Source organism: Paenibacillus sp. J22R67 (assembly GCF_059692175.1).
Genome location: NZ_JCAUAX010000009.1, coordinates 194,858 through 215,023 on the forward strand (window position 1 = coordinate 194,858; position 20,166 = coordinate 215,023).

Sequence of the window (20,166 nt, forward strand, 5' to 3'; positions counted from 1 at the left end):
TCCGTGCAACACGAATGTCAATTACACAACGTGTAACGTCACACAACGTTCACAATATCGATATTTGTCAATATTTCGACATTAAAGTTGACTGACCGTTTTATTTTGACTATGATTATCATTGTTAGTTATTAAAATTGTTCACAGAGAGGGAGAGTAAGGGATGGATCAACATGAACAGACTTTCTCTGAGTGGAAGCAAACAATTAGCGATTTTATGTCACTGAATTACGAAAAAAAAGGGTTTAGCCCGCTTGTTGGGAAAATATTTGCACAGCTTATGTTCGCTACATGTCCTCTTAGTTTACAGGATATTGTAGAGCAACTTGGCGTTACCAAAGCCGCTGTAAGCATTCAAATACGCAATATGGAAAGAATGGGCATGTGCAAGAAGATGCCTTCTAGTAATGATCGAAGAGATTATTACTATGTTTCTGAAAGTTATAGTCTGAATCACGTTCGCAAAATCGTTCAGGATTTGGAATTATTTCATAAATGGGCCGAAAAAACCGTACAAGAAATTCCCAATATCGAAACTTGCAGTTCGGAGCAGAAGGAATCACTGGAGCATTTTTCACAAAGATTTTCGCTGCTAGCTGCTATGTACGATATGCTCCATCCGATGATTAAGGAAGTAGAGGAGAAGTGGGAGCAGTGTGTGGTTGATCGTAAGAAAGCCAAAGAGAAGAAAACGTAAAGTCTATCGTAACCGTTTACACGGCTTCGGTGGGCTTTTTTTTGTTCGAATGTCAGAATCGAAACGGGGCTGTCTCAACAAGTCATTCCTGACTTGTTGAGACAGCCCCGTTTTCGTTGTCTGCGCTTGCGCTTAAAAACGTGCTCCAATCTCGCAAAATATGCTATCATGCCTATAGACGGCGGCGGCGCTTCCGCCTTTCATTATTGCAAGCAAAGTAGGTGTGTCCCCAATGGGATTGACAGAGCTTCTGTCTTATATGACGGAAGAGAATTTGGCCATGCTGGTCGATAAATACCGATCACTAGGCCCATTGCCAGGTCTTCTTCTTCCTTTTATGAAATCGTTCATTCCGCCTCTGCCGACACTTGTCATTATTAGTGTGAATGCGGCTGTATACGGGCTCTGGCTCGGCTTTTTGTACTCATGGATTGGGATTGTGGCCGGATGTTTGGTGACGTTCGCGATTGTGAAAAAAGTGGCAGGTCATCCCTATTTAGTACGGTGGTCGCAGAAACCGAAGGTGCAGAAAAGTCTGATTTGGGCTCGCCGGCAGGCTTTTAATTATGTGTTTTTGCTTAGTCTCTTTCCCGTGGGACCGTTCGTTGTCATCAATATGGCGGCAGGGCTAGTTGGGATGAGGTTCCGCTCATTTCTGGTTGCTGTGCTCGCCGGCAAAGCGGTTATGGTGATGTCCGTTTCTTTTATCGGCTATGATATTCACCGGTTTATCGAGAATCCGGCTAGACTTATCTACGTCGTCCTATTTGTAGGGGCTTCGATGGTGATTAGTAAAAAAATCGAGAAGCGTTTCAGTCATTAACAGCAGGGGTTGGCTGATTGAATTAGTCGCTTAGCACCTGCAGTTTTAGCTTCGGATAGAGCTCTGAAAGCTCTGCAACATGTTTGATCAAGACAGGGAGCTCGAAGGTTGTGTTAAAAATGTCCCGATCCGGCAGGAACGTTAAACGAGTCCCTGTCTCTTTGGTGATTCCGACGATTTGTAGCTCGCTTTGCGGAATGCCATGCTTGTAGTGCTGCTCAAACACTTTGCCATCACGGCGAATTTCGACCGTTAACATGCGGGATAATGCGTTGACGATGGGCATGCTGATGCCTTTTTCACCGCCAGGTGCCAGGAAAGAAGCACTTGCGCTTAAGCGGCTCATGTCTGTGAGCACCTTCTGAACCCGTGGCTGTTGATCGGGCAGTGCATGCACGGGAATACCCCGGCCGTTGTCAGCGACAGTCACGCTGCCGTTCCGGTGCAGGAAGAGATGAACCTCCGTGCAGGTGCCATGTGTGTGCTCCAAAAGGCTGTTCTCCACAACGGCCCACAACAGATTATGCGGATCGAAGGTTTCGCTATTACCGGCAGCCGGACCTAGGTAGGAACGCGCATCGCTGCGAACCTCGAACATGTCCAGATAGTCGCTTGTATCCATGAAGTCTGAAGTGGCTGCAAACAGCAGCAGCAAGGGAAGGACGCGATGACCAGGAATGGCGTATTTGCCGCCTCTTTCCTCCTGCACAAGGAGGTCGGCTCCTGCGAGGGCTTTCAAATGATGATAAAGCTGCCCCGTTGTGCCCATGTTCAGTCGTTCGACGAGCTCAGGACCCGTGAGCGGCTCCTGTAAAACGGTTCTTAAAATATCCAGCCTCATCTCATGGCCCAAAGCGGCCAGGATTTTGGCGGCTTTATCGCCGTCCAGTTCCAGAAGCTGATCTACGCCTCTTTCCTGGGGTTCCCACCGATAATGGGATTGCCCGTTGTGAAACTGCCCCGAGTAATAAACACCGCCGCGTTCTTCCTCAGAGTGTTGTTTTTGTTCCTGCACGTGAGACTTCGTGATTGCCCCACTGCCCAAAACACCCTTGTTAGGCGAGATATTCTCCATCAGCTGTTGCAGCTTGTTTAGTTGAACCTGCATGGCGTCTAGTTCGGCTCCATAATCCCTTGCATTCAAAAGAATCACTCCTTTAAACTATTTAAATACGTAATTACGTAAAACGATAATAACATTCTTATTGGAAAAAGTATATACATATCTCCTGCCTTGAAATAAAAAAAACGAACGCTCCCTAGCAAGGAGTTCGTTCGTTTTGTTCGGTTGTATCCGCTTTTGTGTATACGCGTATTTGAGCTTGATCATCGATGGTGGCCAGCACAACATCCTCCAAATCAACCTGCGCGGCATGAATCTGGCCTTCTAACCAGATCCTGTTCTTTCCTTGCTGGGCCAACTGCTTCACATTCGTCGTACCTTCGACAATGATCGGCTTTACCAACGAGAAAGAAGAGGTGGGAATGTACATGTCTTTGGGTGTAAGCGGTTGGTACTGCGTCTCAAGGAATACGGAAATCGTTCCCCCGGGCTCCCATAAAGCAAGGGCGACTTTATCTATATCCTCAATCTGTTGCTTCCGCAGCTCAGAGAAGAGGTGGTCTACAGAAATGCGAGCTCTGCGCAAATTGTTCATTATCATTTTCCCGTGCTTGATTAGCGTCAGAGGAGCCGGGTCCAGAAAATGCTTAAGAAAATTCCACTTCAGGCTTAACCAGGATGTCACAACGTAAAGGACTACAAGCACGGTGGTAGAGATCATAGAGCCAGTTAACGACAAATGCTCATCAGAAAGCGGATGGGCGATAATGTTTCCCAAAATAAGTGCAATGATGAAATCCAGGAATCTAAGCTGAGAAATGGAACGCTGTCCAAGCAATTTAGCGGCAATTAGCAGGAAAAAGTAGCCGACAACAGCTCTCATCACCCATTCAGCCGTAGTAAGGGATTCCTGACTATGAAAGAAGTCCAATCGAAGTCACGCTCCGTGCATCAGAATTGTAAACTTCGATTATTCTCCCCTTATTTACCAGAATTTAATCCAACTTCTCGTTCGCTCCATGCCCAGAAACGCCTAGCGAATTCATCATCTTTGGCCTTCTCGGAGATAGGAGCAATCTTCTTCTTGTAGAAATATTCACCGCTAACTGCGTGCACATCCGGGCTGGAAGCCAAATAAATGGCTGTCTCAGCACCCTGCGCCGGCGTCAGGAAGAAGGGCCGAAGCAAGCTGTGAACGGCCTTACCGAATCCGGTGTCCCGATCGACACCGATATTCGTACCGACCGCGCCGGGATGCAGCGCGTTCACTGTCGCTTCTGTGCCGGCAAGCCGCTTGGCCAGCTCGCGTGTAAACCAAATATTCGCGATCTTGGATTGCGAATAACCTCTCCAGACACTGTACCCTCGGGTCAGGTAAGGGTTATCGAAGTCGAAGCGCCCGATCTTGTGGGCGCCTGAGGATACATTGACGATGCGCCCCTGTGGGGCGCGAATCAGGGCTTCGAGCAACAGCTGGGTCAGCAGGAAGTGGCCCAGATGGTTAACGCCGGTCATCGCTTCGAAGCCGTCGGATGTTGTTTGCCGTTTCACGGTGACAACGCCTGCGTTGTTCACAAGCACGTCCAGCACCTTATGCTTGGCGAGGAAGCCGTCCGCGAACACGCGAATACTGGCGAGTGAGCCTAGATCGCAAAGCATAAGCTCGATGCGCTCCGAGCCGCTCTGACGACGCGCTTCGGCAAGCGCAAGATCGCCTCTTGGCCGGCTGCGGCACAGCATGATCACGTGGGCACCCTTGCGGGCGAGCTCCACGGTTGTCGCGAGTCCCATTCCGGAATTAGCGCCGGTAACAATAACGGTATGATTGTGCAAGCGTGACCACTCCTTGGGCTTTTCTTCCATTATAGCTCATAGAGGGTCGTAAGACGCGAGTTATAGATTAGACTAGCGGCTGCATGCCTCTTTCCAACCAATCTTCGCGGGTAGGTCCGTAGATATCGGGAACACGCAGACCAGCTTGGCGCATCAAGACGATCATTTCACCACGGTGATGGATCTCGTGTGAGATTAGCATACGGAGCGTTGTAGCATTCAACCACATTTGGCCATACATATCAGTGGATTCCGTAAGCTTGGCATCCGTCCACTGGGACTGGATGGCATTGGTCAGTCCAGCTGCTGAGGAACGGTAGGCATCGGCAATGGTTTTGGCTGAGGAAGGCGCATGCTCATCGCCTTCAGGTGCTTCAAAAGTGAGGCCTACGCGAGAAAGCATCTCGTGAATGGTTGTGGCGATATGCCAAGCCAATTGTCCGAGTGAGCGGAAGTCTGGTGCGATTTGTTGATTCAAGGATGCATCTGTAAGCGTATCGAGCACGCGCTGAGTTGCTGTGGATTCATTGTTCCATTCGTTCACGAAATCTTGAATTGTTCTAAACATTAGGAAAGCCTCCTTAGATTGGATATACCCTAAGTATAGACAAGTATGACTGACAGCATATTGTCAGTGTTAGGAATACAGCTGAACAATTTTTTCAGCTTTTTCTTTGATGGCAGCCGCCAGATGAGCGGGTTCGAGAATCCGTACACTTGGCCCATATCCAAGCAGCAGGCTGTGCAGCCAAGGCTCCTCTGGTTGGTTGGCGGTAATGATCATGGAGCCATCACTCTGATAAGCAATCTGCTTCTGCTGGAAATAATCCTCAATCTGCGCCTGGATGCTTTGCTGCGCATGCAGAACCAGCGTGATCAACGTAGAAGGATCTCTTTGGCCCCAGCCATGTTGAAAGGGTTCCCTAGTTTCTGTCCGGCGTTCAAACGTCTCCGAAAGCACTTCTATTTCCTTCATGCGGTTTAGTCGGAAAATACGAAAATCTTGACGAAGCAGGCAGTAGCCGTACAAGTACCAGCCAAAACCTTTGGCTACGATGCTCATAGGTTCGCAAGAGCGAACGGACTGCTCGCTTTGGGAAGAGATATATTGAAAGGAGATCTGTCTCGATTCCTTAATCGCGCATCGCAGCGTGTTCAGCTTTTCTTTGTCCTCGCTGCCTCTTCGCCAAGGGTTCATATCAATAATGAGCTGATCGTCTAACCTGGCAGCGGTGTTTTGTTCCGACTTCGCTACGAGAGCGCCGACTTTATCTAGCAGGTTGCCGATTTCCTGGTCGCCGACCGTGGAACGAATTCCTTTTAGCCCGACGATGATGGATTGCAGCTCTTCTAGTGACAGGAATTGGCGCTCCAATCGGTACTGGTCCATAATTTCATACCCGCCGCTTAACCCGGCAAATGACACAATAGGAATACCCGCTTGGTTAATGGCTTCCACGTCCCGGTATACTGTTCGCAAAGAAACTTCAAAACGTTCGGAGAGTTCCTTCGCGCTTATTCTTCGGCGATTCAGCAGCAGCATGGTGATCGCGAGCAAACGGTCGATTTTCAAAAAAACACCTCACTGATTCAAATACGTTCCTTTAGCCCTGTCTTGTCCGGTTAAAAGGTTAACCGCATGCTCCAGAATGATTCTATCGCGCAAAAGCATGAATTTGGCGGAATAACGCTGGCATTTGTTCAGGGAAACAGCCATCACGTCCAAGGCTTCGCTTAGCGTCATCCAAGCAACCGACATTCCTAGCCTCAATTCATTTTCTGTTAGCGTAGGTGCGCTGGAATGGTGATGCGCTTTGGCAATGTAACAGTAAGAAAGCTGCATAAAACTATTGCGGTTCTTATGCTCCTCGATCATGCCTAATTCATGTGTAATTTCAGCCTCATAGCCAGTTTCTTCCTTGATTTCTCGTAAAAAAGCAGCCCTCGGTTGCTCGTTATCTTCAATCCCGCCGCCAGGCAGCTTGTACAGATCAGATTCTGATAAGTACATTATCGCAATGTTCATCAAGCCATCAATGACAATGCCTCGGGATGAATAGCGAGAAACGCGGTCTATAAATACAGGATCGCCACCCAACATATCGCTGTCTGTTATTCGTTTGATCATTTGCACGAGGATCACCTGCCTTATTTGAAGAGCGGAAAATACCCGCTGGAATGCATTCCAAAAATACCCACACCAAGAGTATAGTATAACTTAGGTAGTCATGTCTCGAAACTTACAGGAGGCGATCAAATTTGTCTGAAAAACCAGAGGACTGGATTGTAGAAGCCGATATCACATCGTTGCAAAAGGCCATGGAAGCGGGTGAAATCCGTGCTGTCGAGTTGGTTGCTTTTTATCTAGAAAGGATTAAGAAATTTAATAAGGTCATTAATGCGGTGCTGGAAATCAATCCGGATGCGCTCCAAATTGCGCAAGCGCTTGATGATGAACGTCAGAAGCAAGGAAGCCGAGGCCAGCTGCACGGCATTCCGATTCTGCTTAAAGATAATATAGATACAGGAGACCGCATGCATACGAGTGCGGGTTCTATAGCTTTAGCGCAATCACGGGCTGCTGAGGATGCTTTCATCGCCGCCAAGCTGCGGGATTCCGGGGCTGTGCTGTTAGGGAAAGTGAACATGACCGAATGGGCTAATTTCATGTCCTGGCCGATGCCGTCAGGTTATAGTTCCAGAGGTGGACAAGTCCTGAACCCTTACGGTCCGGGACAGTTCGAGGTTGGCGGGTCCAGCTCAGGTTCTGGCGCGGCGACCGCAGCGAGCTTCGCAGCAGCGGCAATCGGGACGGAAACGTCCGGTTCCATTGTGAACCCTGCGCATCATAACAGCTTGGTTGGCCTGAAGCCGACTGTGGGACTACTTAGCCGTACTGGCATCATTCCCATCTCTCACTCGCAGGATACGCCGGGGCCGATGACGCGAACAGTTACGGATGCTGCGCTGCTGCTCGGGGCGCTGACTGGCGTGGATGCGCGTGACCCTTTGAGTCTCGCCAGCGAAAGGAACAGTCACAGGCACCGTGACTACACAACCTTTCTGGATGCAAATAGCCTTCAAGGGGCCAGAATTGGTATTCCTCGATGGTTCTACAATGATTTGAGCGATGAGGCGCGGCGTATTGCCGAGAATGCCATCCATGTGCTGAGCGAGCAGGGGGCAGTTGTCATTGACCCCGTATCCCTTCCATGTGAGCAGGCAGAGTGGACTTCTGAAGTGCTGAGATACGAATTCAAAAAAGATCTCAACGATTATTTATCCAAACTCGATGCCTCTGTCCCTGTACATACTTTGCAGGAGGTTATTGCGTTCAATACCGAACATGCGGAGAAGGCACTGGTCTATGGACAACATACACTAAATTGGTCGGATGAAACTAGCGGTACATTGATGGAGGATGAATATCTCCGCAATTTAGCTAAATATCAAGAGCTTACGCGTACTAACGGAATTGATCATGTGCTCGAGGAACATCAGCTGGACGCGATCCTTTTCCCAGGCGATGTAGGCTATGACATTGCTGCTCGTGCTGGCTATCCGCTGCTGAACGTGCCTGCGGGCTATACAGATGAAGGGCCTATGGGCGTCATGTTTTCCGCCGGGGCCTTTAGCGAATGGAAGCTGCTGGCTTTAGGGTATGCATTTGAGCAGGCGACGAAATACCGTCGGCCTCCTATTCTGTAAAGCGTCAGATCCCCGCATACAACTTGGGAAAATTTGAAACAATAAGCCGAATTCAAATCCAAGTAAAGGGAGTCTGATGATTCACATGTTTCGAAAAAGCGCTAAAATAGCGCTGCAAACAGCGGTATTCGGCTTGCTTCTGGGCTGCCTATCCTTTGCGGGACAGGGAGCGGTTGCAGCTACGGTCCAAGCGGCAAATAATGAAGAGCATCCGGCGCCTCCACCGTCTATGCAGCAGCCTGGGCAGCTTGGACAAGCGCAGCTCATTCAGAAGCGCGAAATCGACGTGACAGGCGATGGCGTACCGGATCAGGTAGCTCTTGCCGGCACGAAGATGGACTTGAACAGTCCATACTATGACAAGCTGTTCATTGTTGTGACGAGTCCAGGGCAAACGCAAGTCGTTATCCCTCTGCAGGGTGGATACAATCCGAACATGCAGTTCTGTGATTTTATCGGTGAGAAGCTGCCTCAGATTTATGTTTCTGCGGAGAATGGGGGAAGCGGCGGATTATCGACCTTTTATCTATATTCGCTGAATAATAATGTGCCGACGGCGATCCCGCTCCCTACACCGCTCCGTGTCTATGCCACTTTTAAGAATAACTATGTGGTGCAAATGAAAATTCAAGAGACTGGTAAATCGTACAAAATCGATATCAAAGACCGGAAAGACGATTACGAACAGTTCGGCGTGTACAAAGATGGTAAGGTCGTGAAGCCGATCATTGTGAATGTGGATCCTTATGGCCTTTTGCAGCCTATTGATAAAAGTGGGAACGGAAAGTGTGATCTGAGGGGAGTTCAGCGAATTACGGGCATTGCGAACGCCGATACACTTGGTTACGCCACCTCGCTGTGGCAGTGGAAGAAAGGCAGATGGATATTGAAAGAGTCCGCTGTCGTCAAGAACTATCATAACCGTCAAGAACATTGAACGAAGACCGCCAGGTTAAGGGGCTCTAGCTCCTGATTTGGCGGTCTTCTTGTTAATAGGGATGACTTGTTGTTCTTACACCCAGTTGCCATTGCGGAACAAAGGCTCGCGAGTCCCATCTTCCGATAGGCCATCGATTGCCATGTCAGCTGAACCAATCATGAAATCGACGTGGATTAAACTTTTATTAAAACCATTCTGGTTTAGCTCTTCGAGACTCATCGACGTTCCGCCTTCAATCGTGAAAGGATACGAATTACCTAACGCGATGTGGCAGGAAGCATTTTCGTCAAATAACGTATTGTAGTAGATCAATCCAGAGTTTGAAATCGGCGAATCATACGGCACGAGTGCCACTTCCCCCAAGTAGCGGGCGCCTTCATCCATATCCAGCATTTTGTTAAGCACTTCTTGCCCTACTTCGGCGGTTGCTTTCACCACTTTGCCGTTCTCGAAAGTGAGCGTGAAGCCATCGATGAGAGAGCCTTGGTAGCTCAAAGGCAGCGTGCTGCGCACTGTTCCGTTCGTGCCTGTTTTGGCAGGCATGGTGAATACTTCCTCTGTGGGGATGTTCGGAATGAAGAATACGCCCTTCTCCGTTTCGCTCCCTGCAGCAACCCATTGGTGCTTAGGTGCAAGTTCTATGTACAGATCTGTGCCTTCTGCTTGGAAATGGAGCTGCTTATATTTCTTGGTGTTCAGCATATCCTGTTTGCCCGTCAAGGTTTCAATGTGTTCATTCCATGCAGCGACGGGATCTTCTTTGTCCACGCGAGTAAGCTTGAAAATTTGCTCCCAAAGCTTCTGAACACGCTCAGCTTCGTTCAAATTCGGGAATACCTTAGCGGACCATTCGGCCGTCGGGTAGGAGACCATTAACCAACTAACTTGATTGTTGCGCATATAATTGAGGAAGCCTTCGCGCGCTGTGGCTGCAGTTTTACTGGAAATAGCAACACGCTCTGGGTCTACATCTTTAAGTAAGTCGGAGTTCGGTGCATAAATTTGCAAAAAGGCAGCGTCGTTCTTCGCCATTTCTTCCAGGCCATTCGCTCGCCACATGGGGTATTCACGAAGTGTTGACTCTGGCGCGTGCTTGAGGCGCAGCGCCTTTACTTCATCGTCATCCCAGTCAATAACGACGTCCTTGGCACCTGCATCGTACGCCTTTTTTGTCAGCTTGCGCACGAATTCAGCACAAGAAATTGGCGTCATGATGACGACGGTTTGATCCTTCTGTACGTTTAATCCTACACGAATTGCTAGTTCTGCGTATTTATCCAGATAATGCTCGAATGTTTCCATTGCTCGGGCTCCTTTATATTTTAGTAACTTTTAGTGTATGATAGAAAATAAAACTTTAACCATTGGGAGAAAGGCTGGCGCAATATGGAAACGAAGACTCCAACGAGCACCCCGTCCAATTTCATTAAGAATATTGTAATCGAAGATTTGAATTCAGGCAAAGTCAGCCAGATCGTAACCCGTTTTCCCCCAGAACCGAACGGATACCTTCATATAGGACATGCGAAGTCAATTGTTCTTAATTTTGAATTAGCGGACGAGTTCAAAGGGTTAACGAACCTCCGCTTTGATGATACGAATCCCGTTAAGGAAGATACCGAGTATGTGGAATCTATTAAAGCTGATGTCGAATGGCTCGGATTTAAATGGGATGGTCTCTTCTTTGCTTCGAATTATTTCGAGGAAATGTACAACCGCGCTGTGGTTTTGATTCGTAAAGGCTTGGCCTACGTAGATGATCAAACAGCGGATCAAATTCGTGAAACCCGCGGTACCTTGACCGCACCCGGTACTAACAGCCCGCACCGTGACCGCAGTGTGGAAGAGAATCTTAGCTTGTTCGAGCGCATGCGTGCTGGAGAGTTCAAAGATGGCGAGCGCGTGCTTCGCGCGAAGATCGATATGTCCTCGCCGAACATCAACTTCCGTGATCCGGTGATCTACCGTGTGGTTCATGCCCACCACCACAATACGGGAGATGCTTGGTGCATCTACCCGATGTACGCTTATGCTCACCCCATTGAGGATGCGATCGAAGGTGTCACGCATTCCATCTGTACCTTGGAGTTCGAGGATCAACGTCCTTTCTATGACTGGGTAATCCGCGAATGCGAAATGCCAAATGTGCCGAGACAATATGAATTTGCACGTTTGAATCTCACGAACACCGTGATGAGCAAAAGAAAGCTGAAACAGCTCGTAGACGAGAAGGCCGTTGACGGTTGGGACGATCCGCGGATGCCGACTATTTCTGGGCTGCGACGCAGAGGTTTTACACCAGAGGCGATTCGCACCTTTGCCCGTGAAATCGGTGTTGCCCGCAGTAACAGTACCGTTGATGCGAAAATGCTGGATCATTTTATCCGCGAGGATTTGAAATTGAAGGCACTGCGCACGATGGGTATTCTCAACCCGCTGAAAGTCGTCATCACCAACTATCCAGAGGATGGCGTTGAGATGCTGGAAGCCGAGAATAATTCCGAGAACCCGGAAATGGGCAGTCGCCAAATTCCTTTCTCCCGTGAGATCTACATCGAGCAAGAAGACTTCATGGAAAATCCGCCAAACAAATATTTCCGGTTATTTCCCGGCAATGAAGTGCGCCTGAAGAATGCTTACTTCATCAAATGCAACGATTTCGTCAAAGACGACAGCGGCAAAGTGATCGAACTTCACTGTACGTACGACGTCGAAACGAAAAGCGGCAGCGGCTTTACAGGCCGTAAAGTCAAAGGTACGATCCACTGGGTCGACGCGAAAAGCGCAGTACCGGCGGAGTTCCGCTTGTATGAGCCGCTCATTCTAGATGACCAAGAGGACGAAAATGCCTCCTTCTTAGAGAACCTGAACCCGAACTCATTGCAAATCGTGCAAGGATTCGTGGAAGCGGGTATGAAAGAAGCGAAGCCGCTTGATAAGTTCCAATTTTTCCGCCACGGCTATTTCAACGTGGATCCGAAGTATACAACTAGCGACAAACTGGTGTTTAACCTGATTGTTTCGCTGAAAAGCTCTTTTGAAGTGTAGTGAAGTGAGGAAAATCCTAGCTTAGGCTAGGATTTTTTTTTGATTTGTTTGGGTGGTGGGGAAGCATTGGCGGCAGTGGTGAGTGGATAGGGTGGAAACATCGCTACGTGAGTCCAGCGCGCCGAGATGCTGAGTTAAAGCTGAAAAACAAGCTTAGACTGCCGCCGGAGCCGCACCCGTCGATTCCGTCTCGGTGGCGAGATGATAGAGTTAGCGAAGCGAGGCCTCCCAAAAGGCCGTCTCGAGTGAGGCAACCGTACGGGGTAGGGTGGATGTAGGCGTGAGAGAGCCGAAAAGGTCGTCTCGGTGGCGAGATGATAGCGTTAGTGAAGTGAGGCCTCCCAAAAGGCCGTCTCGAGTGAGGCAAACGTACGGGGTAGGGTGGATGTAGGCGTGAGAGAGCCGAAAAGGTCGTCTCGACAGCGAGATGATAGAGTTAGCGAAGTGAGGTATCCCAAAAGGCTGTCTCGAGTGAGGAAACCGTACGGGAAGGAAGAAATCCATCGCACATGAACCCCGCCTCGTCAGGAGCCATCCCGTATTTCCGCAATTTATTAATTTTTTATTCACAATTATCCAGTATGATGGTGTCATAGATCCTAAGTTCAGGAGAGTGTGCCTTGTGAAAACCGTTTTGGTGGTAGATGATGATTTGAATATTTGCCGCATTACGAAGCTTTATTTAGAAAAAAGCGGTTATGCAGTGGTAACTGCAAACGACGGCGAGCAGGCGCTCACGCAGTTCGAAGAGCTGCAGCCCGATTTCATCGTGCTGGATATTATGCTGCCGAAGCGGGACGGCTGGTCCGTATGCCAGAAGATTCGCGCGATGAGCGACGTACCGATTCTGATGCTGACAGCGAAAGCTCACGTGGATGAGCGGATCGAAGGCTTGCAAATGGGTGCAGACGATTATTTGGTCAAGCCGTTTGACCCGAACGAACTGGTCGCACGCGTGACCACGATACTTCGTAGAACACTGATTCGAACAGCAGCGGCAGCTCCTTCAAATATGTATGAAGTCGGCAGTTTGCGTCTAGACGCCTTGTCCCACGATGTCACCGTTGAGGGTCAACAGGTCGGTTTGCCCAAAAAGGAGTACGAGCTCCTGCTGTTTTTCGTGCGCAATCCGAATCAAGTATTCACTCGCGAAGACCTCATCGCCAAGATATGGGGCTGGGATTTCGAGGGGGAGGACCGTGTCGTTGACTTATACATAAAACGTCTAAGACAGAAACTTTCCGCACATACGAAAAGAAAAGTAGACTGGAACATTCGGACGGTGTGGGGTATCGGCTACAAGTTCGAGGGACCCGAGTCATGCTGAACTCTTTTTATCGCAAGCTATTATTTATTTACATGTCGATTACGGTTGTGTCGATTCTTGCGATTTCGGGAACGATTGGTTATTCCATGAAACAGAAGACGTATGACCGCAGCGAGAAGCTATTGCTGGAGAAAGTTGAACAAGTCGATGAGCTAGCCAAAGAGTTATTCGACGGATCCACGTTGCAGAAGGATTTCCGCAAGCAAATAAGCGCCATAGAGAAGTCGTCCAACGTACGCGTGGCTCTGATTAAGCATCCAAAAGTGAATGTAGATAAAATCCAGTCCATCGGCGAGTCCCCGGCACGCAAGGAATGGCTGGACAAGGTGCTGGCAGGGAACCAGGTGACGGTACGTAGTAATTTTGCCCAAAATAGTACGGTAAAAATGTTGATTGTCGGGCGCCCTGTGGTGTTGGAGAACCGTGTGGTTGGGGCTATTTTTCTATATACGCCAATTATGAATATTCAAGGGACAATCAACGATATCAATCGGGCGATTTATGTCTCGGCGGTATCGGTCGCGCTGCTGGCGATGGCTGTGCTGTACTTTGTTTCACGGCATTTTGTGAAGCCGATTCAGCTCATGAGCAAGACAGCGGAGGCGCTGGCTTTGGGGGATTTTAGCGGAAGGGTCCCCGTTCGAGGAAAAGACGAGATTGCATCGCTGTCGGGATCATTGAATCGCATGGCAGGCAAGCTGCAGAAGGTTGAAGAGGGTCGCAAAAGGTTTCTATCTGAAATTTCACATGAGCTGCGGACACCGCTAACGACGATTCGGGCCTCTCTGCAGGGGATAACGGACGGTGTCGTGGAGCCAGAGGATGCTAAGGAGTTCATTCAAGTGTCTCTCCAAGAGACGCTGCGACTGAGCAGTTTGGTCGATGATTTGATGGAACTGTCGTCTTTTGAGGAGAAGCAGGTGAAGTTAAGCTTTCAACCTATGGATGTATCTGATGTCATTGCCCACGTGGTCACGCAGCTGAAGATGAAAGCCAAGTCCAAACAAATTGAACTGAGCTCGGAAGCCGAGATGCCGTATAGGGTACAAGGGGATACTGATCGGCTGAGGCAGGTTTTCATCAATTTGCTGGATAACGCGATTAATCATATCCCAGAGGGATCAGAGGCAGGAATTCGGGTGAAAGCGATCAGAAATGAGCGTTGGATCGAAGTCTGGGATAACGGTCAGGGGATTGCGCCTGAGAAGTTGCCGCATCTGTTTGATCGCTTCTACAAAGCGGATGAAAGCCGCAATCGCTCCGGCGCAGGCCTCGGGCTGACGATCTGTAAACATATCATTGAAGCCCACGGAGGCTCCATTCGCGTCGAGTCGAAGCTTGGGGTGGGGACGGTTTTTAAAATATTTTTGCCAGCTGTGTAAGCGTCGCACCATGACAAACTTATGACATAATTATCCGCTAAGATAGGGTCTGTAAGGTAAACATAACCATAACCATAGACCAATCGAGGAGTGATACTTATGTTGAAAAAATTAACAGGATTAGCTTTGGTAGGCGCAATCGCATTAACTGTTCCGGTGGCGGCTTTCGCGGCGGAATCACAGAGCAGTACATTTCATCCGCTCAAACAATTATTACAGGATAAAGCACGTGCTTTTGGCATATCGACGGACGGTAAAACGAACAAACAGATTAAAGATGAACTGAAAACTGCGCATGCAGCTCAAAACACAGAGCGCTTGAATAAAGCCGCAGCGAAACTAGGCATTAACACAGAAGGTAAGACAGCAGATCAGCTCAAAGCGGACATCCAAGCAGCCGTTCAGGTGAAACTGCAAGCAAAAACGACTAAGCTCGGGATCAGTGCGGATGGGAAAACGAACAAAGAATTGAGAGAGGCGCTGAAAGCGGCAGGATTAACGAAACTGCAAGCAAAAGCGACTAAGCTCGGGATTAGCACAGATGGCAAAACGAATAAAGAAATCAAAACAGCGCTGCAAGCAGCGGAGTTGACTAAACTGCAAACGAAAGCAACAGCAGCGGGCATTGCAACGGACGGCAAAACAGCAAAAGAGATTCGTGCTGCTCTCAAAGCAGGCAAAGATACGAAAAAATCCGCAGCGTTAAATAAACGAGCTGAGAAGCTAGGTATCTCTACCGATGGTAAAACAGCCGATCAGATTTATGCAGAAGTGGAAAGTGCTCTGAAGGCGAAATGGGCAGATAAAGCTGCAAAGTAAGCTGTGCGCAAATAGAAGGGTGATGCAGAGGGATCTACAGGTCCCATAGTTCCCACTCGATGAATACGTGCATAGCCGAGAGGGCTGTCTCAAAGGTTGTTCCTAACCTTTTGGGGCAGCTCTCTTTAGTTATAGTGGATTTCCGTGGATTCAGCCTCAGGAAAATGAAAGGTAAAGAGCCCTTCGGCCTCCGCTTCAACAACATTCCGCTCCTCCTCGGATAACTCTCGGAATAAAGTAACTGTCAACACTCCCACTTTGCGCTTTAGCGTGATGGACCAAATGCCACTGACAAAACCGTCAACAAGCAGCGCCGCGCGTATGATGCCGTTATCGGTAAACACACGCTGCTTCACACCCTCCGCCATGATGCGCGAGCGATCATCGTAGGAAAGCAGCATATTATCGAACTCCCCCAAGAAGCGAGGGGGAGCAGGAGTACCAGCGTCCGGCCGTGGGGCCTCCGGCAGGTCGAACAGCTCGTTGCCCTGCTCGTCGCGGAAGGTGAGCAGGCTAGGACGCAGCCGCTCCACGACCTCGCGCAGCCGAGTCAGCCCGGACCACACCTGCATATCCTTCACGGATGCAGGCCCAAATGCCGCCAAGTAGCGCAGCAACATGGCTTCCAGACTGGCCCCCTCCGCTAGCGGGCGGCCGAGCCACGCCTCCGCGGTGGTATGGGCCGCCTGCCCGGTGGCGCCCCAGATGCCTCGCGGAGGCACCTGAACCAGCGGCAAGCGGCAGCGGACCGCTTGCGCCAAGGCCGTGGCGTCGCGCTGCGGCCACTGGGCTTCGAGGCGCTTGCCGAGCTCACCTAGCGTGAGCGGCTGCGCCTCAAGCAGCGCTCGTCCGGCGGCGGCAAGCGCGTCCAGGTCTAGTTCGGCAAGCTTCTTGCCGAACACGCCCTGCAAGCCGCGATCCTGCACGGCTTGCAGGATCGGGCGCAGCGTCACGCAGTCGTCTGCCGTGACGAGGTGGATCGTCGAGCGCATCAAGGCGATGCGCACGATGCTTCGATCTAGGATGAGCTGCGACAGCTGCTCATGGTGAAAGCTTTGCAGGCGGGTCCACAACCCCACGTAGGGTGGGTTGGGGGCTTGCGCCTGCAGCCCGACTAGATGCCGGACCGCCGCTAGGACGGGCATGTCCGATCGCCGCAGCAGCAGTTGCCGGGCCAGGAGGGCTCGGTTGAGGTCGCGGCGGCTGAGAGTGTTATCCGTATGATCAGTCATGATCAGGCCTCCTACACTTATTTGTATATAATTGTAAATTATTTGTATAATAGATACAACGCGAGAAGGAGACATGTTATTTATGCACTTATTTGTGGCTATTTTCATTATTTGGGCGGCGTATCGATGGGGCGATTGGCGAAACTGGCAGAAGTATCAACCAACCATGATGTACTTCGCTATAGGCAATTTATTATACAATTATTTATGTGCTGAACGTATGCTCTGGACGCTGACCCCGGATTGGTTTGGGGACACAGGCCTGACGGAATTGATATATACCTTTATCATTTTTCCGGCCACAGCCTTGCTGTTTCTGACGAATTATCCGCAAGGCCGGATGAAGGTCTTTTTTCACTATGTACAGTGGGTGTTGATCTATGGTGGAGTGGAGTACATTTACTCTCTGACGGGTCGAATTGAGTACCAATACGGCTGGTCTTTAGGATGGTCGATTATTTTCAATATCATCATGTTTCCTATGCTCAAATTATTTTCTGTCAAACCGTTATTAGCGTATGGTTTTTCGGCTTTACTGACGGTGTTTTGGATGAAAATGTTCCATGTTTCGTTTTAGGTGAGTTAGTTGTCCAAAGCCCCTGCAAAAGCTACAATAAAGAAAAGTCAGCGATGTAAGGGGAACTTACAATGATCAATATCGGTCTCGCCGGATGGGGCGATCACGAGCTGGGCGGCAGCAGAGGGAAGCTGCGGGAGTACGGTGCACACTTTCCAGTTGTGGAGGTGGATACTTCCTTTTACGCGATTCAGCCTGAGCGCAATTATATCAAATGGAATCAAGAAACGCCGGAAGGATTCGGTTTCATTATTAAGGCCTACCAGGGAATGACGGGACATTTGCGGGGCGCGAGCCCTTTTGCTGGTGGGACCCAAGAGATGTTTGAGACTTTCTTGCAGTCAATCCGACCTGTTCAAGAAGCTGGAAAGCTTAAGACGGTGCTTTTCCAGTACCCACCCTGGTTCGATTGCAGCAAAGCAAATGTGGACGTGCTGCGTGATGCGAGGGAGCAAATGGGTGATGTGCCTGTAGCTCTAGAATTCCGCCATCAGAGTTGGTTTAAAGAGGACATGCAGGATAAGACGCTCACGTTCATGAAACGCGAGGGCTGGATGCACAGCATCTGTGACGAGCCGCAAGCGGGAGTTGGCTCTGTTCCTACGGTGCTTGCGGTCACGCATCCCGAGATGACGATGGTACGTTTCCACGGGCGGAATGTCGGTGGTTGGGTGCAAAACAACGAGGCGAATTGGCGTGACGTGAGGTATTTGTATAACTACAATCAACAGGAATTGTTGGAATGGAAGGATTGGTTGCAGGGGCTTCAAGAGCAGACGCGAGAAGTATGTGTGGTGTTCAACAATAACTCGGGTGGACACGCGGCTGGGAATGCCAAGCAGTTGATGGCGATGCTGGAGCTTGATTATGAGGGGCTGGCGCCGAGGCAGCTGGATTTGTTTTAGAGGTTTCACCATATATGAGGTCACCGGATTTATCTGGTGGACCTCTTTTTTTGCCCAACTAGGATTAGTTGGGCTCTTTGGCACGACTTTGATTGATCGTAAGATTGAATTTTCTTAATAATTGTGCGAATGTTTGGCATTCGTCATCTGACCACTCTTTTAACACTTCCTTAAATCGGACCGACCTTGCCTTTTTGTACTCATCTAATTCATGTTTGCCCAGATCCGTTATTTGTAAGCTGTAGGCTCTTCGATCTTGTGGGTCAGGAATTCTGTACACATATTCCTTCTGCTCTAAGGAAGCAGTTTGTCTACTGACAGTGGAGATGTCCAATTGGAATACATCTGCTAATGCTTTTACGCCAGCACAGCCATGAGCCGATATTTGGTGCAGCAAAAGATAAGCAGAACGATCGATATTACCGAATTTTTTGTCAGATGATAAGGATGTGAGGCGGCGAACAAATATGGCCATTTCAAGTTCTATGATTTCCAATGAATCTATTTTCATACTTCTTCACCTCATTAGCTATATGAACTATGGTAACATACCACACTCTAATTTTGAATCTGAAAAAGAAGGCTAGAATTGATTATTGACAACCCATCATAAAGTTGTATAATACAACAATGTAGTTTTATGATACAACTTGTTTTTGGGGGAGTCAATGTCGACTCTTCAAATCTATTTGTCTGAAATGAGGTGTGTGGATGTATCTTGAGACGAACATTGCTAAACTTTTGAGGCAACTGACGAGATACCATAAAGAGTCATTAGCTAGAAGGATTAATTGTTTGGGTTTAACACCTCCCCAATTCATGACGTTGCATCAAATTAAGAAGGAGCCTAAGACGATCGGGCAGATTGTCGACGCTGTTGATTTATCCTACAGTACCGTCTCGGGTATCATAGATCGGCTTGAACGCGATGGTTGGATTGAGCGTGTGAAAGACGAAGTGGATCGCCGCATGACTTGGATTTATATGTCTGAGAAAATGCAAGCAAAGTTTGAGGAAAACTCTTTTTTTCAAGAGAGTAATTATTCTAAATTTTTAAATGGATTCTCAGAAGAAGAATTAGTGACCATTCATAATTCTTTCGATTTGATTACAAGACATTTGGAAAAGAAGGTTGAGGAGAAATTATGAAGCGTAAAGTAATGTTGTATGTCATATTGACAGCTTTGGTCGTCGTCGGCGGAGGAATCGGTGGTTATTTTTGGTATGAAGGCCAAAACTATCTTTCTACGGATGATTCCAGACTTGCCGGAGACATCTACAAAGTGATGCCGCGAATTACAGGGAAAGTAACTTCGTTGCAGGTTAACGAAGGGGATCATGTGCTGGCCGATCAGATTATTGGGCAGCAAGACAACAATAATTTGCCCACAAGCAGCCTTGATCAAGCAGCACTGCGATCACCAATTGAAGGAACTGTCATTAAAACATTGGTCAAAACCGGAGAAGTCTCCTCGCCAGGTCAAACTGTAGCCATGGTCGTAGATACGAACAAATTGTATGTGTCGGCCAATGTTGAGGAAACAGAGATCTATAAGGTCAAGGAAGGCGAAGTCGTAGAAATCAACTTGGACAATTTTCCAGGCAAAGTGCTATTAGGCAAAGTGCAGGAAATTAGTAAAGCCACTGCGTCGACCTTTTCACTTTTACCTTCTACTAATACCAGCGGGAATTTTACAAAAGTAACCCAACGTATCCCTATCAAAATCTCGATCGATGACAACCAAGGGCTTGATTTATCACCCGGAATTAGCACTTCGATCAAGATTCATTTGAAGGGCAACTAAAACAAGA

22 protein-coding genes are annotated in these 20,166 nt (G+C 48.8%); 13 read left to right on the forward strand and 9 right to left on the reverse strand.

The annotated features are described in order from the left end of the window. The first annotated feature begins 163 nt into the window (after nucleotides 1–163). Together AC58VC_RS28215 and AC58VC_RS28220 are read left to right on the forward strand one after the other, a co-directional pair. Nucleotides 164–697 carry a GbsR/MarR family transcriptional regulator gene (locus AC58VC_RS28215; RefSeq protein ID WP_497373617.1) on the forward strand — a complete coding sequence of 178 codons (534 nt, stop codon included), beginning with the start codon at nucleotides 164–166 and terminating at the stop codon, nucleotides 695–697. A 232-nt stretch (nucleotides 698–929) separates the two neighbouring features. Continuing rightward, nucleotides 930–1,520 (forward strand): TVP38/TMEM64 family protein, encoded by a 591-nt coding sequence (locus AC58VC_RS28220; RefSeq protein ID WP_497373619.1) that lies wholly within the window; start codon nucleotides 930–932, stop codon nucleotides 1,518–1,520. Nucleotides 1,521–1,542: 22 nt separating this feature from the next. Here AC58VC_RS28220 and AC58VC_RS28225 read toward each other — a convergent pair whose 3' ends face one another. The 6 genes from AC58VC_RS28225 to AC58VC_RS28250 all read right to left on the reverse strand — a co-directional run bounded on the left by AC58VC_RS28225 (nucleotide 1,543) and on the right by AC58VC_RS28250 (nucleotide 6,544). Further along, complete coding sequence (locus tag AC58VC_RS28225; protein WP_497373621.1) at nucleotides 1,543–2,673, reverse strand: ATP-binding protein; 1,131 nt, start codon at nucleotides 2,671–2,673, stop codon at nucleotides 1,543–1,545. A 106-nt stretch (nucleotides 2,674–2,779) separates the two neighbouring features. After that, entirely contained in the window at nucleotides 2,780–3,514 is a 735-nt protein-coding gene (locus tag AC58VC_RS28230) for a DUF421 domain-containing protein (RefSeq protein WP_497373622.1), read from the reverse strand. 50 nt (nucleotides 3,515–3,564) lie between these two features. Beyond that, a complete protein-coding gene (locus AC58VC_RS28235) occupies nucleotides 3,565–4,446 on the reverse strand; it encodes an SDR family oxidoreductase (RefSeq protein ID WP_497373624.1) in 882 nt (293 codons plus the stop codon). A 37-nt stretch (nucleotides 4,447–4,483) separates the two neighbouring features. Further along, nucleotides 4,484–4,984 (reverse strand): DinB family protein, encoded by a 501-nt coding sequence (locus AC58VC_RS28240; protein WP_497373626.1) that lies wholly within the window; start codon nucleotides 4,982–4,984, stop codon nucleotides 4,484–4,486. A 69-nt stretch (nucleotides 4,985–5,053) separates the two neighbouring features. Then, entirely contained in the window at nucleotides 5,054–5,989 is a 936-nt protein-coding gene (locus tag AC58VC_RS28245; protein WP_497373628.1) for a helix-turn-helix transcriptional regulator, read from the reverse strand. A gap of 9 nt (nucleotides 5,990–5,998) precedes the next feature. Further along, the gene (locus tag AC58VC_RS28250; protein ID WP_497373630.1) at nucleotides 5,999–6,544 is read right to left on the reverse strand and encodes an NUDIX hydrolase; all 546 of its coding nucleotides are present in this window, start codon (nucleotides 6,542–6,544) and stop codon (nucleotides 5,999–6,001) included. A 131-nt stretch (nucleotides 6,545–6,675) separates the two neighbouring features. On the opposite strand from AC58VC_RS28250, the gene AC58VC_RS28255 reads away from it, so the two are divergent. After that, entirely contained in the window at nucleotides 6,676–8,124 is a 1,449-nt protein-coding gene (locus AC58VC_RS28255; protein ID WP_497373632.1) for an amidase family protein, read from the forward strand. An 85-nt stretch (nucleotides 8,125–8,209) separates the two neighbouring features. Next, the gene (locus AC58VC_RS28260; protein ID WP_497373634.1) at nucleotides 8,210–9,061 is read left to right on the forward strand and encodes a YybI family spore inner coat protein; all 852 of its coding nucleotides are present in this window, start codon (nucleotides 8,210–8,212) and stop codon (nucleotides 9,059–9,061) included. Between the two features lie 75 nt (nucleotides 9,062–9,136). Here AC58VC_RS28260 and AC58VC_RS28265 read toward each other — a convergent pair whose 3' ends face one another. Further along, nucleotides 9,137–10,366: an aminopeptidase gene (locus AC58VC_RS28265; protein ID WP_497373636.1), complete on the reverse strand. Its 1,230-nt coding sequence runs from the start codon at nucleotides 10,364–10,366 to the stop codon at nucleotides 9,137–9,139. Between the two features lie 84 nt (nucleotides 10,367–10,450). On the opposite strand from AC58VC_RS28265, the gene AC58VC_RS28270 reads away from it, so the two are divergent. The 5 genes from AC58VC_RS28270 to AC58VC_RS28290 all read left to right on the forward strand — a co-directional run bounded on the left by AC58VC_RS28270 (nucleotide 10,451) and on the right by AC58VC_RS28290 (nucleotide 15,640). Then, entirely contained in the window at nucleotides 10,451–12,112 is a 1,662-nt protein-coding gene (locus AC58VC_RS28270; protein WP_497373638.1) for a glutamine--tRNA ligase/YqeY domain fusion protein, read from the forward strand. Nucleotides 12,113–12,156: 44 nt separating this feature from the next. Further along, nucleotides 12,157–12,390, forward strand: a complete 234-nt coding sequence (locus AC58VC_RS28275; RefSeq protein ID WP_497373640.1) for a hypothetical protein — start codon at nucleotides 12,157–12,159, stop codon at nucleotides 12,388–12,390. Nucleotides 12,391–12,734: 344 nt separating this feature from the next. Next, the gene (locus AC58VC_RS28280) at nucleotides 12,735–13,439 is read left to right on the forward strand and encodes a response regulator transcription factor (protein ID WP_497373642.1); all 705 of its coding nucleotides are present in this window, start codon (nucleotides 12,735–12,737) and stop codon (nucleotides 13,437–13,439) included. Further along, nucleotides 13,433–14,821, forward strand: coding sequence for a sensor histidine kinase (locus tag AC58VC_RS28285; RefSeq protein WP_497373644.1), 1,389 nt, complete (start codon nucleotides 13,433–13,435; stop codon nucleotides 14,819–14,821). Before AC58VC_RS28280 ends, AC58VC_RS28285 begins: the two co-directional genes overlap by 7 nt. A 99-nt stretch (nucleotides 14,822–14,920) precedes the next feature. Beyond that, nucleotides 14,921–15,640, forward strand: coding sequence for a hypothetical protein (locus AC58VC_RS28290; RefSeq protein WP_497373646.1), 720 nt, complete (start codon nucleotides 14,921–14,923; stop codon nucleotides 15,638–15,640). A gap of 125 nt (nucleotides 15,641–15,765) precedes the next feature. Here the strand turns inward: AC58VC_RS28290 and AC58VC_RS28295 are convergent, their stop codons facing one another. Next, nucleotides 15,766–16,872 carry a winged helix DNA-binding domain-containing protein gene (locus AC58VC_RS28295; RefSeq protein WP_497373648.1) on the reverse strand — a complete coding sequence of 369 codons (1,107 nt, stop codon included), beginning with the start codon at nucleotides 16,870–16,872 and terminating at the stop codon, nucleotides 15,766–15,768. Between the two features lie 82 nt (nucleotides 16,873–16,954). On the opposite strand from AC58VC_RS28295, the gene AC58VC_RS28300 reads away from it, so the two are divergent. Further along, nucleotides 16,955–17,449 (forward strand): CBO0543 family protein, encoded by a 495-nt coding sequence (locus AC58VC_RS28300; protein WP_497373650.1) that lies wholly within the window; start codon nucleotides 16,955–16,957, stop codon nucleotides 17,447–17,449. A gap of 71 nt (nucleotides 17,450–17,520) precedes the next feature. Continuing rightward, nucleotides 17,521–18,354, forward strand: a complete 834-nt coding sequence (locus AC58VC_RS28305; protein WP_497373652.1) for a DUF72 domain-containing protein — start codon at nucleotides 17,521–17,523, stop codon at nucleotides 18,352–18,354. 64 nt (nucleotides 18,355–18,418) lie between these two features. On the opposite strand, the gene AC58VC_RS28310 is transcribed toward AC58VC_RS28305, so the two are convergent. After that, entirely contained in the window at nucleotides 18,419–18,865 is a 447-nt protein-coding gene (locus AC58VC_RS28310; protein WP_497373654.1) for a MarR family winged helix-turn-helix transcriptional regulator, read from the reverse strand. 200 nt (nucleotides 18,866–19,065) lie between these two features. Between AC58VC_RS28310 and AC58VC_RS28315 the strand changes: the two genes are divergently transcribed. Together AC58VC_RS28315 and AC58VC_RS28320 are read left to right on the forward strand one after the other, a co-directional pair. Beyond that, entirely contained in the window at nucleotides 19,066–19,503 is a 438-nt protein-coding gene (locus AC58VC_RS28315) for a MarR family winged helix-turn-helix transcriptional regulator (protein ID WP_497373656.1), read from the forward strand. Then, nucleotides 19,500–20,159, forward strand: coding sequence for an HlyD family secretion protein (locus AC58VC_RS28320; protein WP_497373658.1), 660 nt, complete (start codon nucleotides 19,500–19,502; stop codon nucleotides 20,157–20,159). The genes AC58VC_RS28315 and AC58VC_RS28320 overlap by 4 nt, the downstream gene beginning before the upstream one ends. The last annotated feature ends 7 nt before the right edge of the window (nucleotides 20,160–20,166 follow it).